This window comes from Ignisphaera cupida, assembly GCF_030186535.1.
Taxonomy (GTDB): domain Archaea; phylum Thermoproteota; class Thermoprotei_A; order Sulfolobales; family Ignisphaeraceae; genus Ignisphaera; species Ignisphaera cupida.
In genome coordinates, this window is the sequence record NZ_JASNVW010000001.1 from 64114 (window position 1) to 78946 (window position 14833).

Below are 14833 nucleotides of genomic sequence, written 5' to 3' on the forward strand. Positions count from 1 at the left end.
AGTTGCTTGCTATTGTTTTTGCTGGGTTTTTGTTGCGTAAATGTCTAGAATTCCTTTGAATATGTTTCTTCTCTCAACTTTGTATGCCAAAGCCTCTAGAAAACCCTCTATAAACATTGATATTAGCTTCATTAGCTCTACTGGTATTTGTGGTGATACACATCTAACTCTCATTCCATTGCCCTCGTTCTGTATAACGAGATCGACGAATTCCCATCTAATTTCCTTAAGAATTTTTTCTAGGGATTGAGCATCTCTAAAGTCTTCTCTAAATCTAATTGTTACGTATTCCCCATACCATCTCCCAGCTTCTTTCCACAGCTTCTCAATTTCCTCCAAATCCCTTGGAGTAAGCTTAGAAACAATTGCAATTAATACATCAATTGGTACAAGCATTTGACCAGCACTCCTATTAGCTTTCAGCACTTCGTATGTGTCTAGAACATCTCTTAGTGTAACACCCATAGACTCTGCTCTTAATGCTTGCTCAATAATTTCATTTGTTAGAGAATATAGTGTAGAGCCTCTTTTCTTGGCTACAAGACTAAGAGAGTTAACCAAATCCTCTCTAGCAACAAGAACCTTTCTTTTTTGAGATGCTTCAGAGCTCAAAAGTATTCACTAACACTCTACAGATTTCTACGGAAATATAAAGTCTTTTGATCATTGAAAAATGAAAACATCCAATTCAACTTAAGCACTTCAAAATAATTTCCATGGTGATTACTATAAAAGCTTTGCTACAACAGTGATTTTATTGAATCTTTAATAGCAAATTGTTGTGAAAACTTTTGAATTCATTAATTGAAATTTTCAACTAGTAGAACTCGAGTTGGAATTGAATAGGTGAAATGGTTTTAGTCTCTTCCAGCAATTTCTCTAATTCTTTCAATGCCTTTGATTTCGTCAATGAATTTTGCAACAGATTGTGGAACAAGGCTTCTCCATGTTTCGTCGCCTATTAGCATCATTGTTCTTATTTTTGTTGAGCTATAAACCTCTCTATTGTATGGTGGTGGAACAAGAACTTCGTAACCAGCTTCCTTAAACAGTCTAACAACAAGTGGGTTTCTAGCTATTCCATATCTGAATGGTGGTGTGTACATTGCTACGTATTTTACCCAAACAACATTCATTAGAATATCTGGTACAGGTATTATGTAGATTCTTGACATGTCTACTCCAGCTTCCTTCAAAGCCTCTTTAACCATGACAACTCTTTCACCAGCTGTAAAAGGATTTGATAGTGTGTGACTTTCTTGAGCTGTTCCAATAACTATGACAACTTCATCAACTTTCTCAAGAGCCCACTTAACAACGTTTACATGGCCCCAGTGAATAGGTTGAAACCTACCTGGGTAAACACCTCTTACAACCATTTTTCAAAACCGCCTAAGAGCTTTTTCAACAATTTTTGTGTGTGAAGAAATTAAGGTTTTGGTGGAAACATGATTGTTGTTGATGGTAGTTTTGGCGAGGGTGGTGGGCAAATACTTAGAACAGCTATAGGTATTTCAGCTGCTCTTGGGAAACCAGTTAAAATAGTTAATATAAGGGCTAGGAGAAGAAACCCTGGTTTGCAGCCACAGCATTTAACTGCTGTAAAGGCTCTTGCTCAAATAGCTAGTGCAAGAGTTGATGGGGCTTACATAGGCTCTACACAACTTGTTTTTGAGCCAAGGGGTTTGAGAGGAGGGGAATACATATTCGATGTTGGAACAGCAGGTAGTGTAACCCTCGTTCTACAAGCTCTTGCACCAGTTCTTCCCTTTTTGGATAGGGAAACAGTTATTGAGTTGAGAGGTGGTACAGATGTTCCCTGGAGCCCACCAATAGACTACATAAAATATGTTTTTATACCGATTGTGAAAAGGCTTGGTCTAAACATTGGTGTTGATGTTGTTAGAAGAGGTCACTACCCAAGGGGTGGTGGAATTGTCAGAGTATATGCTCATCCAGCTAAAAAGCTTGTTAGTGTTGAGCTTGTTGAAAGAGGTTCTGTGATAAGAGTTGGTGGGAAATCGCATTGTGTTAAGCTTCCAAAGCATGTTGCTGAAAGACAAGCTAATGCAGCTAAAGAGTTTCTAGCATCTCTATCTATTCCAGTAGACATTGAGCTAGAGTTTTATGAGCCTGGTAAAGACCCTCATCTTGGTCCTGGAAGTGGTATAGTTCTCTATGCAGAAACTGAGAAAAGTATTTTGGGTGCTGATTCTCTTGGTGAAAAAGGGAAGCCTGCCGAGGTTGTTGGTAGAGAAGCTGCTGAAAAGCTTTTAGAGGAAATTGGTAGTGGAGCTGCTTTGGATAGCCACATGGGGGATATGATGGTATCTCTAGCTTGTTTAGCTAAAGGAGTAACAAAATACACAACATCTAAGCTAACATTGCATACAGAAACTGTTTTGAAAATTGCTCAAGACATTGCTGGATGCAACTACACTGTTTCAGACTATGGCAAGGCCAAGCTCATTGAGATTAGAGGTATTGGGCTTTAAAGCATTTTGCTATTTAACTCTAACCCTGTTATACTTTTTGTTTTGCCAACTATACCTCCTCATCTTGCTAGATCTTCCAAAACCACAGGCAGCGCAATAACCCTTGGAAACATTGAATGCGACTCTTCCACATCTTCTACACTTTATATGCGTAACCTTTTTGCTTCTTTTACCCATTGACGGTGTTCCTTTCAAATTTCTTCACCTCTACATAGGCGATATAACAACTATGTTTTCTCCTCTAATCAAAACAGTTCCAAGTTTTCTCCAATTGCCATCCCCATGCTCCTCCTCAGCATCATCCAAAACAATGTTTAGATGAAGATCATAGCTTCTCAGCCTACCTCTAATCGATTTACCACCTCTAAGCTTAATCAACACAAGCTGTCCAAGAGATTCCGCCAATATTTTATGGGCTGTATCAACTTGTTGACTACTCATAGCCACTCCTCGCAAGTTTTCACATGATAGGCTTAACTCAAGACAGAGTTATAAGCTTTTACAGCTAAAAAGTCTTTTGCCATTGTTTTATTTTTCAAAAGTTTATAGATATTAATACACAAGCTTTTTTCTATGGTTGCGGGATCTCTCTGAAGCTTCACCATCATAGGCATCTCAGGATCATTGCCGTGGATTGAGGTCGCCCAGAGTAGATGAAGCCCAATGATATGGGCTCTGATGGAAGAAGCTCTGAAGGCAATGAAGCCAAGGAAAGAGAGCTTGAAATCAAACAATATCAAACCCTATAAAACTTGAACTCCTAATACCACAATTTATAGTGAATATTTAACCATAGCAAAATCATGGTAAGGTGGTAATGCAAGTTTGAATGATATTATGATAACGCATTATAAAAACATAACTAAAAAGCATTAGCAAAACGTTTCTAAGGCTTATATGGAGACTCTAAACAAAGAAACTGGGGCGCCTACGAATCTCTAAAGCTCATTCGGTTATTATGAATTATGCTAGAGCAATGCATAGAATGTATATATTCATAGAATATATACATATCCTTGTTATCGACTTTACTTTACAAGCAGAAAATCGCATTGAAATTTAGAGCTATTTTCTGCTATATAATAAAATATATATGTTAGGAAAACATCAAACTTTTCTCCAGTTTAGTGGCATCATAAGCATTTGGGTAGATATGCCCAAATAAAGGAGAGCTTTTTCTTTGTCATATGAAAAAAGACTAAGCTTAAAATGCTTGTTTTTAAGCACATCAACAGTAATATGTTAATTTACTATTATTATAGTTCTGAAGAACCATGAGAGATTATATTATAAAAAATAGATTGAATTTAATTATATATGCTTAGCCTATGTTAAGTATCACCACCAATAGTAATACCAGTACCACTGAGATCCGCTCATTATCCAATCTTCAAATATGTACAAAGCGTCCCAGAAATAATAGCATCCCCTGTCCTTGTAGTATACTGGCAGTCCTGATGATGTTGGCATGTAGAGCACTAATATTAGAGAGATGTCCACTCTATTTGGATATATGTAGTTGTTGAACTTCAATGTAAACGTCAATGTGGTTCCAGGGGGTATGAAACCAGAATAATAGCTTGGAGTAACATTGGCATTGAAGTAGCTGTAAACAAATATTGGAAGCCATGGGCCAAGAGCAAAAGCCCAATATCGTGTAGCGCTGTAGGGCAGCTGAATTGTATAAGTAGCAGTTCCATATGGACCCAGCATAGCATTTGGAAGACCTGTTATTGTGAGTGGTTTAACAGTTAACAGGAATCTCTCCGCATTTGCGGATCCATCGAAGAGACCAGTTCTAACTATTAGTGTGTAGATTCCAGTATTTGGCTTTTGAGTTGGATAATTGATTAATCTGTATCTCGTGCTTGGGAAGGTTATAGCTGAACGATTTCCTCCAGCAATCCCTCCTGTAGCTGTCCAGAGGAATCTGCCTCCTCCGATGTAATCATGATAAGATATTGACTCGCCAAAATCAATATAACCAGCAAATTGCCCATCAGGTCCAAGAGCATATGTTATTAGGCTAGTATTGCTGTATGTCCAAGATGCTTTGAATTCAAAGGCAGCAAGGTATGGGGATTGAACGTTAACATAGAAATATCTCCAATCTCCAGCCTCATATCTCCATCCCCAGTCATTATTTCCTCTTATATGCGATGGACTCATCAATGTGCTTGTATCTGTATCTAGGTTCAAGTAGAGCGTTCCGCTAGAGGGCATGTCGGTGTAGACTGTGTAGCTCATTGGAACAAGGTATGTTCTTGAAGTTCCATCACTAAAGGTTGCTCTGACTTTCAGGAAGGACTGGTAGGTTGTTGGAGCTAGTGAGTAAGCATATATAGTACCACTCAATGAGACAGATTTTCCTGGGAGTAATGCCATGCTGACTGAAGGAACAGAAACAGCATAATCTTTGACTAACATGTACTGGGATATTGTTAAAGTAGCTGGGAAGTTTATTAGCGAAGCAGTGCTTGTATGTCTGTATATGAATACCCTTATAGCAAGCTTGGCATTAGGACCGAATTGTGATAGAAGTTGTCTGGGATTGCTGATTTCTACAGAATTGTAGTTTGAAATGGCATAGCCTACATTCACAAATGCTAGCTCGTTTCTGTCTGGAACTCCATTACCATTTATGTCATTTATCCAAACGTAAGCATAAACATTTATATCGAAATCAGGTATGTAATCATTATCATTGTCAAGTAACTTGAATGGAGCATTCACTTCAGCTAGCAATATACTTGTGCCTGTGTTGATGTCTAGTGGGGAAAGTATAACCCATTGGCTAGCTATCCATGCTGATGAAGACATGTTGAACTTAAGCTGTAGAGTAACAGGGCTTAACACTCTCTTCATTGTATACACTCCATCTACAGTAAAAGTAGCAGAATCTGAAGTTGGGTTCTGTATCATGAATGTGAAGGTTTTTCTTCCAAACTTTGGTACATCAGGGACATAAATTCCATAGGCATTCTGAGAGGAAAATGAGGCTGGCAGAGATGGATTAGGTACTGAGAAGGCAACACCGTACCACCAAAGGAAATAAGCTGGTATATGATCTTGAAATGTCCAATACCACATGTTGCTCATTTTCGCAGCACTCATGGAGTACACGCTCTGAGACGTTATCAAAAGCTCTTTGGATATGCCCAGGGCATATTGAACAGCTCTTGTGATGTTGACCCTTCCAGCACCTTGATCATATGGCATGTATCCCAAGCTATCTGCTGTGTTCATTAAAATCTGTTTGAGTGTTGATGGAGGAATGGAGCCAGCTAATGATCCTAACCTTATTCTTAATGCCTGTATGAGAAGGGCTGCAGCCCCTGCTGTGAGGGGTGTCGCGTAGCTAGTTCCTCCAAATATTACATAATAAATTGGTACAGGAGCTGCAGTTATGCCCCAGGCCCCAACACTGACAATATCTGGCTTGATGTATCCCATTGGTGTTGGGCCTCTAGCAGACCACATGATTATGTTATCCTTTGTATACCCTCCATAACCAAAGTAGTCCTTAAAGACTTTCCAGAGAGTTGAGGCGCCGACTGTGAGAGCTCCTACTGCTGCTCCTGGAGAGGTTACTGTTCCAAATCCAGGTCCTCCGTTTCCTGCTGCTTGCACAACTAAAGTTCCAGGGTAGGAGGGATCGAGGAAGCCAGGAGTGGTTATGGCATTTATAAGCATGGACTCGAAATCATATCCAAAGCCAGATATGTCATATATGAATGGGCTTATTCCCCAGCTGTTGCTTATTACATCAGCTCTCTTTTTTCCAGTATAGTATATGTTTCCATCATTGTTTACATCAAATCCCGCTGCCCATAAGAGGCCTATTTCAACATCTCCAAGCCATAAGGCTTTAACACCTATGATGCTAGCATCTTTAGCTATTCCATTTACTCTACCATTTCCAGCAGCTGCTGAAGCACATGCAGTTCCATGTCCATAGAAGTCATAGAATATGCTTATGTAATTTCCTTCGAGGTCCCATCCAGGATAGAATGAGCCAGGAAAGCCAAACCACCACCATATATCGTAGAAGAAGCCTCCAGCAACACCAAGGCTGAGATTAAGTGCTGGCGAGTATAGGATTCTGCTGCCGTCATAAGTCACATTAATATCTCCGCTATCTCCAAAAACTCCATTATCGTTGGCATCTATGACAAGCAGTGTGTAGTTCCCAGGAGTTTCTGGATCTGACATAACTACACCTACGCTTACAATTCCGGTCACAGTGTATTCAAGGGTCATGCCAAACTTGTAGATACCACTGGCTGAAGGAATGTTTCCAACATAGTAAGATGGGTAGCTTGGTTGAACTATCATGAAATAAGGGATAAGAACGATGAAGTAATTCTGACCAACATTTATATAGCCACTGATGTTGGCCTGGAAGCTATTTGTGAGTATTACCTGTGATTCATCAGCATCAAGAACAAGAGGTTCTCTAATGCTGGCACTTGTACCATATATGGTTCTGTAAGTTCCTGTGTAGTAAATTAGTTTGCTTTGAAGATCTGGATGCGCATAGTCTACTCCAGTATCTACTATTGCTATCTTTACCCCACTTCCTGTTATTCCATATGTGGATTCAACATAGCTAGCTCCAATAAGGTCCCTCACATCATTTGTTTCTGGCTGTATTGAGTGTAGGTTTATATTTGTCCCGAGGTCATCTACTGCTTTGAAGTTTCTTGGCTCAAGGCTTGGAAGAGGTTTAATAGATATTCCTGTGGCAATAGATATGGCAATAGTATTGATCTTGTTTGCTATTAGGTCTGCTGGTCCATAGAGGCGAAGGACATAACTGCCAGTTTTGAGTTTCATGGGTTTGCCAAAAAGTATTGGCACCATATGTCCGTGGAAGGAGAATTTTGTTGAGTTTAGCGATGATATTATGTATAATAGTTCCTGTTGCGAGATACTCTGTGGAAGAGTTAAGGCAACCAATACAGTTTCGTTACCCATTTGCTCTAGTGTAAGGATTGCTTTCATTATTGAAGCTTGTACTGAAATACTTGAAATACCTCCATTATATGTGGAAGCACTTACCGGTGTTATCATTAATATTATAAGGAATATAAACAGTGTTTTCATTAATTTTTTACTTCCTTTCATCAAACTAAAACTCACCCTTATTTTTTCATTTCCCCTACTGATATAAAAGTTTAACGCTTTTAATCTGTACTAGATTTTCTTTATCTTTCTTTATTTTACTTCGCATAGCATTATATGAAAAACTCTTATCTTAATTGGATATACATTAATATTTTTAGTGATGCTGAAGATATGAAACGTACACTTAATAGTGTATGTAATGGTTTCATATGAAAAACTATTCTCTAAAGCTGTTTCTGATCCAGATTTCAGCTGTGTTTGTGGAGGATAAGCACTTTCTATATAGCTTGTGCATAAGATGGCTTACCATAGTATTTAAGAGTTGGTGAAACAATTTTATTGCTTTCTACTCTCTAAAACCTTTAGGGGAATCTAAGATTGATAATATCTCAAAGCTTACTGCGAACATCTAGAGGCTCTTGGCAATCCTCAGTATTCACTGCCATGGAGAAATATGTTGCTTATCTTAAATCTATTTCCAGAGATGTGAATATGGTGTGAATATATTAGTATCAAATAATTGAAAAAGAGTATTTGCTTCTGCTCTTCAAGATTTTACATCAGACTAATCTTCAGAATATTCTTTGCGCCTTTAAGAAGGTTAGTTATTTGTAGTATTTCCCCAAGTTTTACATACACATTAACCATAAAGCAAAGAAGTTTCCATAAATAATTACTGCAAACAATTAATTATTTCTCTGAATGCGACAATGTAGCTTTCTTTAGAATTGAGATAGAATTTCTTCATTTTATGTTTTTTCTTCTATTCTAGTCTCGTGAATGTCATGAGCTCCCTCCTAGTTTCTGATTTTACTTCTTGAGGCATTAAAGGGTTATTTAATAAAAGAGTTGAAAATTTGTATTACAAACCCCTTACTTCTTCAGGGTGTAGATAGAAACCCAAGCTTTTTGCTTTAGTATTAGAGTAAAACCATTGTTTAGATAGGCATTCTTAACAACTCTAATTTCTTAACAAATGAGAGATGTAGATACAAATAGATGTTGAGAATCAATGAGTCTTTAAAGGATGCAATATTCATTCCTTAGAGGGGGAGGAGCAAGAAATGACATTCTCTATATGAGAAGAGAATTATGTTATTCAATAATTTGTTTAAACAATACTAATGATACTTTGAGTTTGAGAAAGCAATTTAAGTTTAGAATCTAAGGTGAGTTGTTTCTAGGTGAAGAAAATGATAATTGGAATTATGAGTGATTCCCATGATAATCTTGAAGCAGTTTCAAAGGCTTTGGAAGTTTTTAGAAGAAATGGTGTTGAAGCAATAATTCACTTGGGTGACATAATATCTCCATTTACATTGCTGAGGATTTTGGAGTATCCAGGGAGAATAGCTATTGTTTTAGGGAATAACGATGGTGAGCAAATAACATTGAAGGAGCTTGCTGTAAAAGCAGGAGCTATTCTGAAAAAGGATATGCATCAAATGGAGATTGGCAGAAGAAAGATTCTTTTAATGCATGGATTTGGTGATGCCGATCAAACAAAAACTGTTGCAGAAGCACTGGCACTTTCAGGTAAATACGACGTGGTGTTGTACGGGCATACACATAGAGCAGAGGCAAGGTACATGGGAAAAACACTTGTTTTAAACCCTGGGGAGGTGTGTGGCTGTTTAACAAATAGGAAAAGTGTTGCCATATTAAATACTGAAACATTTGAATACAACATAGTAGAATTTTAATATAGAGTTTTTTAACCTCTAAACAACAGCGATAATTGTATGGGTGGCCGCGGTAGCTCAGCCTGGTCAGAGCGCGGGACTGTGGGGCAATAAGCGCAGAGATCCCGAGGTCCCGGGTTCAAATCCCGGCCGCGGCCCTTTTTACAAATAATGTAGCTATTAGAGCTGAAGATGCATGGTGATTAGAGTTGGTGAACTATAGAAAATACAAAGAAGCTTTAGAGAAAATTGGGTTAAAGCAACTAAATGTGTATAGATATAAGGATAAGGATGTTTTAAGAGTTCAGAGAGTGCAGGATGGAAAAGTATTTCTGATTGATCTTCCCAGACACAGAAATGAAATGAGTTTAGAGGAATACATAAACTTCATTAAATCAAAACTTTCTCAAATTAAGTAATGTTTTAATGTTTTTGTGCCGTTTGTCCCTAGAGGCAGCCCTAAACAACCCTAAAAAACACGGAACAACCCTCTAGGGACTTCCGCCTCGCCCACAGGTCACGTGCTATCACTGTGGGCTCACCGGCGGCGGTCGAGCCCAACGGCACAGGGCTCCCATCTACGTTGAGGCCTGCGGGCTTGGAGCAGCGCTTCCATCGCCCCGCAGGCTTCTAACCATCTATAAAATTCCCTCAGTGACACTAATAAATTTTTGTGCCCCGTCTAACCGATCTCTCTACATCTCCATATCCATGAGTGGGTCTTTCAGAGAGACGTGAGGTGACGGGGCCTACGATAACTGTTTTCTCATTTGATTAATAAGTTTTTATTTCTTTTCTCTTTTTAGATCGCTTTAGAATGATTTGGTGGGGCCGATGGTAGCGGGGGGTGGATTTGAACCACCGACCTCGGGGTTATGAGCCCCGCGGGCTACCAGGCTGCCCTACCCCGCTATTTCACGGCCCCAATAATTCTGTTTTGTTTTTGTGCTTAAAAGCTGTTTGCTTCATAGACATTGCTTTATGCTATAGCTATTGGATTTGGTGTTGCTAGTTGCTTTAGGTTTTGTAGCTTTGGTTTTAAATATTTCATTCTGTTTTTCAATGTTGTAACAAGTCTGTGCATATGGACTTTGCTAACAGATGTTTGTTTTGCTATTTCATCTATGTCTGCTTCCCCATAGAGTAAAACATTTTTTATTAGCAGTGCTAGTGCCACTTTGCTTCTAAGTGTTCTTGATGATAGAATTGCATCTTCATTCAATATCTCAAGAATTTTCCTTATCAATGGATCCTTTTTAATCATTTCCTCGAGGTTAGAATCAAAAACATGTCTATATATTCTGGCTTTGCCACCTGATAAAACAGTTTTTAGTGCGTTTATGTCAACTCTGATACTTGTGCTTCTAGCTCTGTTCCAGTACTTCTCATATGCCTTAACCTCTCTGCTATAGTGTTTAAGTCTTGAGATGTAACCAGCGTTTTTCTTTAGGTTAATAGCTTCTTTAACTGAAGGCTTTGAATACTCCCACTCATAACCATTTGAAATACCTATGAACTGCTCCACAAATATTGTATCTACTACAGTACCACAGTTTCTACAAACTATGTAACTTCTTTCAAAATCATATAACAAGTCTAGTGAGTTGCAGTAGGGGCATTTCATATTGCATACCAGTTTCTAGAAAATGCTAAGCAAGTATATAAAATGGTATGTAAAGATCAATTCATACACAGTGTCTGCAGGCCGAAACTATTCATAAACAGTTTAAATCAGAATTCACATGCATCATCACAAATGCAGAGGGAGATCCTTCATCATCAGTAAATATCCTATGAATAAAACCACTTAAAAGTTTTGGTAGCACATATCTAAAGTAGGTGAAGAAGTCTTTGAGCATATCATTAACAATAGAGCCTGTAGTACTGTTTTCATATCCTAGTGCAAAAGACTTTACAAATATTTTGAAAACACTTTCAGAAATTGTTGATGAGGTTCTTCTTAAGGTTAGTGAAAAAGGTGTGAATGTTAAAGCTCTTGACCCAAGCAGAGTAGCAATGATATCTGTGACACTACCTGCAGAATCTTTTCAGGATTTCAAAGTTGAAAAAGAGCTGAGCATAGGCTTAGCAGTTGGGAATTTAGCAAAGATATTGAAACAGCTCAAAAAAGGTGATAAAATAACTATGTGTGCTAATGAGGAAAATGTTGAAATTCTTGTTGAAGGTACATCAGTAAGAAGATACAAGTTTAGAAACATAGAAGTTGTTGAAGAAGAAATTCCAGAGCTTTCACCACAATATGATGTAGAGGCTTCTGTACTTTCATCACCTTTCAGAACAGCTTTATCAGAATTGGCATCGATAACAAATACAATTGGGTTTACAGCATCACAAGATGCACTAACGCTTTTAGACTTTGACACTAAGAGAAGCACATATAAATTAACAACAGCATCAGGCAATGTAATTTCCTTGAATGTGAAAAAAGAAAATGTTTTAACACCATATGACAGTGAGTATCTAGCGAGAATAGAGGATATTCTAAGACTTAGCAACATCTTGGATGTGAAATTTGGTTCAGAAGCACCACTATATCTTGCAGCAGAGTTTTCAGGAGGCAAGGCAGAATACTATTTAGCAGCTAAAATATAAACACAAAACAATTTGTGCTAGGCTTTTGCATTTCTAAGAAACTTGTATGGATATTGAACAGGATTTTTCAAATTACATTCCCACTTGCACATACCCAAAGCCTTCATAGTATTGCAGCTATAGGTTAAATACCTCTTTCTAGATCCTCTCAAACCCGCCAAGTGCTCTATTTGATACCTTGTTATCTTCTCGTTAAAGTCAGGACTACGTCTAAAAAGATCAACTATAACATCTTGTGGCACACCTATATTAATTAGAAATGTGGCTAGAGCAAATCGTTGGTGATGAGACAAATTCTCGCCTTTGATAAGAATCTCCAAAATTTCTTTGATACATGGTGGAAAGAATTTGCTAGAAGCTTTGTACAATTCCTCAACACTGTTCACACTTTCAAAATAGGACTTGGTTAATGTTTCCAAAGAGTTTCTAGAATCATTATTAATAGTGACTGTTGCATGCATGTTGCTGTAAACACCAAAAATGTTTCTAATCAATTCACTTAGTGATGCTGAATCAATCAATTTTTTGATATGTTCGCAATTATTTTGAAGAGAGCGAAGCTTTGTTAGCAGCATGTTTCTAAGATACTCAATTACTAGTCGAATAACCTTATCTTTTCTATCAATATATACATACCCCTTTAGAATAGGATGTGAAATTATTCTCCAGTTTTCTTCTGTTAAAAGAGTTTTAGCCATGTTTATATAATCTGTAAAGCGAATTCTATATCTATAACATGTTTTTGTTACAATTTGCTTACCCTTCTTAACAAGCACATAGATACTGCTTGTAAAGCACTTATCACTAAAATCAGCATCAATTCCAAGCAATTTGAGAAAAGACATTAAAGAGTTATCGTCATAACCACTAAGCTCGTTGCTAACAACATTTAACACTTTATGAATAGCTTTATTCAGATGAATGCTACTTCCATACAACGAAGTGATTAAAAGCGATGCTATTATATGCTGCTCCTTAACATATTCAAATTCATTATCATCATTTCTACTCTCAACAAGCTTATTTAGAAACCTACTTTTTATAGCCTCTTCTACAACATTAACAAAAATTGAGTTATCATCAACAAAAACCTCTTTTACAACATCACTACACGAATCAATTTTTATGAGCATTTGAATAAATTTAGCTAGGCTCATTGCCTTGGTTCAACCTCTTCATTATACATGTTAATGTGTCTTCTTTAGAAGACGCATTCATTTTGCTGCAGCACTCATAAAAAGCATTGACTATGTGGATAATTTGCTTAGAGAGTTCAGCGAAGTTTTCAATTTGCAAACAAATAGTGTTAGAATTTTCCTCAGCTTTTTTCATGCCTATAACAAGCAATGGATTCATTGGGGGATCTGGAAGCTGATCAAAAGGCTTTTTACAGCCAAGATAAATCCATTTAATTTTCGAGTTTTTAACCTCAATTTTAAACCAGTACCGCCCAAAATAATAATAAATTTTCTCACCTTTTGCACTCTTCTTTGTAACAATATGCATAGGCTTTAGGTAAACCCCATAGCCTTTAATCATGCTATTGTATTCATAGAGCTGAACTTTATAGAAATCCAGTAAGTAATCAACCAACAGCTTTACACAGCTATGATCTAAACACAAACTCTGTGAGAAATTCACATCACCACACCAAAAACCTAGCTAAGACTTAAAGAGAAATAATAAGATATGAATCACAATAACGAATCTACATTATCACCTACAATAGTTTGTGATTTATTCAGCAACAAGTTTCCTGCTAAGCTCACTAATTATTGAACCAGCTCTTCGTATCTTCTCCTCACCAACAAAAAGATGAAGCCCGTTATCAAAAACGATTTCTCCACTAACTATAACTGTTTTAACTGTGTAAAAACCATTGCTTAGAGCATTCACAATGCAGTGTTCTGTTAATGGTATTGGCCCATGGGGAGGCTCTCTAAAACTCATTATCACAATATCAGCTTGCTCTGCTTCTCTTATAGATGATGAACCAAGTCTATTGTTTAACGGATTTTCATGAGATAAAATACTAACAGTATTGTATGCATTTCCCAATGCCTTGTGAAGCAATGGCAACAACTTTCTTGGATTAAGCATGCCAATATCATAGCTCATAAAACCACATCCCAGCTTCCAATCACTTACTGATGTATATATGCATGGGGTTGTCTGAGGTCTTGGATTAAGTAAAACAATGTTGTTTATTTCTCTTGTTAATGGCAGCCCCTCTGCAAATACCTCGCTATCTATATAAACAAACGTTTTGCTACTATTTATGGCATCTACAAGCTCTTTTGACAATCTAGATAAATCATTTTTATTTTCAATAAGAATACCTAAAGAGACTATCCTCTTTGCTATTGCATCTTGATCTACAACACCTTTAAACCAGGTTTTTACAACATGTTCATATTCCTGAGCTGTGGGTAGAAGAGATATTGGAATAACAGCTCTTACTCTTGTCCAGTTATTTGTTGATGCTGTTGCAAGTGTTTGCAAAAACTTTTCATCAACACTTCTAACCACAGTAACAACAGATGTTACACCATGAAATGTTAAAGATGCTAGAGAAACCTCTAACACTGTTTCAAACTCTACTCTAGATAATGTTGAAAGCATATCAAATACTGTGTTATCTTCCACAAACTGAAAAAGATAGTGAAGAATATTCCCCATTCCAACAACAAAACCCGGTAGTGCAACAGCAAAACTTTCGTTAATAACATAATCAGCAAACTCAAGTTCTAAAGGCGGAGAGCCTTCACCATACGAAATCACATTACCTTTATCTATAAACAAATACCCACTTTGCACAAACTGTTTCTGGCTATTCATTGTCAATATTGATGCATTCTCAATTAAAATTTTCATAGAGTTAACCACTAAGAAGTGCTATATATCCTAAATCTTTGC

Annotated in this window: 13 protein-coding genes and 2 tRNA genes; 5 read left to right on the forward strand and 10 right to left on the reverse strand. The window is 37.3% G+C overall.

From position 1 onward, the window contains the following. Positions 1-9: 9 nt before the first annotated feature. Both QPL79_RS00395 and QPL79_RS00400 read right to left on the reverse strand, forming a co-directional pair. Positions 10-612, reverse strand: a complete 603-nt coding sequence (locus tag QPL79_RS00395; RefSeq protein WP_285272809.1) for a hypothetical protein — start codon at positions 610-612, stop codon at positions 10-12. 245 nt (positions 613-857) lie between these two features. Beyond that, positions 858-1379 carry a nicotinamide-nucleotide adenylyltransferase gene (locus tag QPL79_RS00400; protein ID WP_285272810.1) on the reverse strand — a complete coding sequence of 174 codons (522 nt, stop codon included), beginning with the start codon at positions 1377-1379 and terminating at the stop codon, positions 858-860. 69 nt (positions 1380-1448) lie between these two features. Between QPL79_RS00400 and rtcA the strand changes: the two genes are divergently transcribed. Then, positions 1449-2495 carry an RNA 3'-terminal phosphate cyclase gene (rtcA, locus tag QPL79_RS00405; RefSeq protein ID WP_285272811.1) on the forward strand — a complete coding sequence of 349 codons (1047 nt, stop codon included), beginning with the start codon at positions 1449-1451 and terminating at the stop codon, positions 2493-2495. A gap of 9 nt (positions 2496-2504) precedes the next feature. On the opposite strand, the gene QPL79_RS00410 is transcribed toward rtcA, so the two are convergent. The 3 genes from QPL79_RS00410 to QPL79_RS00420 all read right to left on the reverse strand — a co-directional run bounded on the left by QPL79_RS00410 (position 2505) and on the right by QPL79_RS00420 (position 7499). Continuing rightward, entirely contained in the window at positions 2505-2690 is a 186-nt protein-coding gene (locus tag QPL79_RS00410) for a 50S ribosomal protein L37e (RefSeq protein ID WP_285272812.1), read from the reverse strand. A 12-nt stretch (positions 2691-2702) separates the two neighbouring features. Further along, positions 2703-2936, reverse strand: coding sequence for an LSM domain-containing protein (locus QPL79_RS00415; protein WP_285272813.1), 234 nt, complete (start codon positions 2934-2936; stop codon positions 2703-2705). An 897-nt stretch (positions 2937-3833) separates the two neighbouring features. Continuing rightward, on the reverse strand, positions 3834-7499 hold the full coding sequence (locus QPL79_RS00420) for a S8 family serine peptidase (RefSeq protein WP_285272814.1): 3666 nt from the start codon (positions 7497-7499) through the stop codon (positions 3834-3836). Positions 7500-8815: 1316 nt separating this feature from the next. Between QPL79_RS00420 and QPL79_RS00425 the strand changes: the two genes are divergently transcribed. The 3 genes from QPL79_RS00425 to QPL79_RS00435 all read left to right on the forward strand — a co-directional run bounded on the left by QPL79_RS00425 (position 8816) and on the right by QPL79_RS00435 (position 9723). Continuing rightward, a complete protein-coding gene (locus QPL79_RS00425; protein ID WP_285272815.1) occupies positions 8816-9325 on the forward strand; it encodes a metallophosphoesterase in 510 nt (169 codons plus the stop codon). 46 nt (positions 9326-9371) lie between these two features. Next, a tRNA-His gene (locus QPL79_RS00430) sits at positions 9372-9462 on the forward strand. 51 nt (positions 9463-9513) lie between these two features. Continuing rightward, positions 9514-9723, forward strand: a complete 210-nt coding sequence (locus tag QPL79_RS00435) for a hypothetical protein (RefSeq protein ID WP_285272816.1) — start codon at positions 9514-9516, stop codon at positions 9721-9723. A gap of 416 nt (positions 9724-10139) precedes the next feature. On the opposite strand, the gene QPL79_RS00440 is transcribed toward QPL79_RS00435, so the two are convergent. Together QPL79_RS00440 and QPL79_RS00445 are read right to left on the reverse strand one after the other, a co-directional pair. Next, a tRNA-Met gene (locus QPL79_RS00440) sits at positions 10140-10216 on the reverse strand. A gap of 67 nt (positions 10217-10283) precedes the next feature. Beyond that, entirely contained in the window at positions 10284-10928 is a 645-nt protein-coding gene (locus tag QPL79_RS00445) for a TFIIB-type zinc ribbon-containing protein (protein WP_285272817.1), read from the reverse strand. 227 nt (positions 10929-11155) lie between these two features. Here QPL79_RS00445 and QPL79_RS00450 point away from each other — a divergent pair, with 227 nt between their 5' ends. Further along, a complete protein-coding gene (locus QPL79_RS00450; RefSeq protein ID WP_285272818.1) occupies positions 11156-11917 on the forward strand; it encodes a beta clamp domain-containing protein in 762 nt (253 codons plus the stop codon). A gap of 17 nt (positions 11918-11934) precedes the next feature. Here the strand turns inward: QPL79_RS00450 and QPL79_RS00455 are convergent, their stop codons facing one another. The 3 genes from QPL79_RS00455 to QPL79_RS00465 all read right to left on the reverse strand — a co-directional run bounded on the left by QPL79_RS00455 (position 11935) and on the right by QPL79_RS00465 (position 14791). After that, positions 11935-13074, reverse strand: a complete 1140-nt coding sequence (locus tag QPL79_RS00455) for a hypothetical protein (RefSeq protein WP_285272819.1) — start codon at positions 13072-13074, stop codon at positions 11935-11937. Further along, positions 13061-13558, reverse strand: coding sequence for a UBP family nucleoid-associated protein (ubp, locus tag QPL79_RS00460; protein ID WP_285272820.1), 498 nt, complete (start codon positions 13556-13558; stop codon positions 13061-13063). The genes QPL79_RS00455 and ubp overlap by 14 nt, the downstream gene beginning before the upstream one ends. 96 nt (positions 13559-13654) lie before the next feature. Further along, positions 13655-14791 (reverse strand): amidohydrolase family protein, encoded by a 1137-nt coding sequence (locus tag QPL79_RS00465; protein ID WP_285272821.1) that lies wholly within the window; start codon positions 14789-14791, stop codon positions 13655-13657. Positions 14792-14833 lie beyond the last annotated feature (42 nt).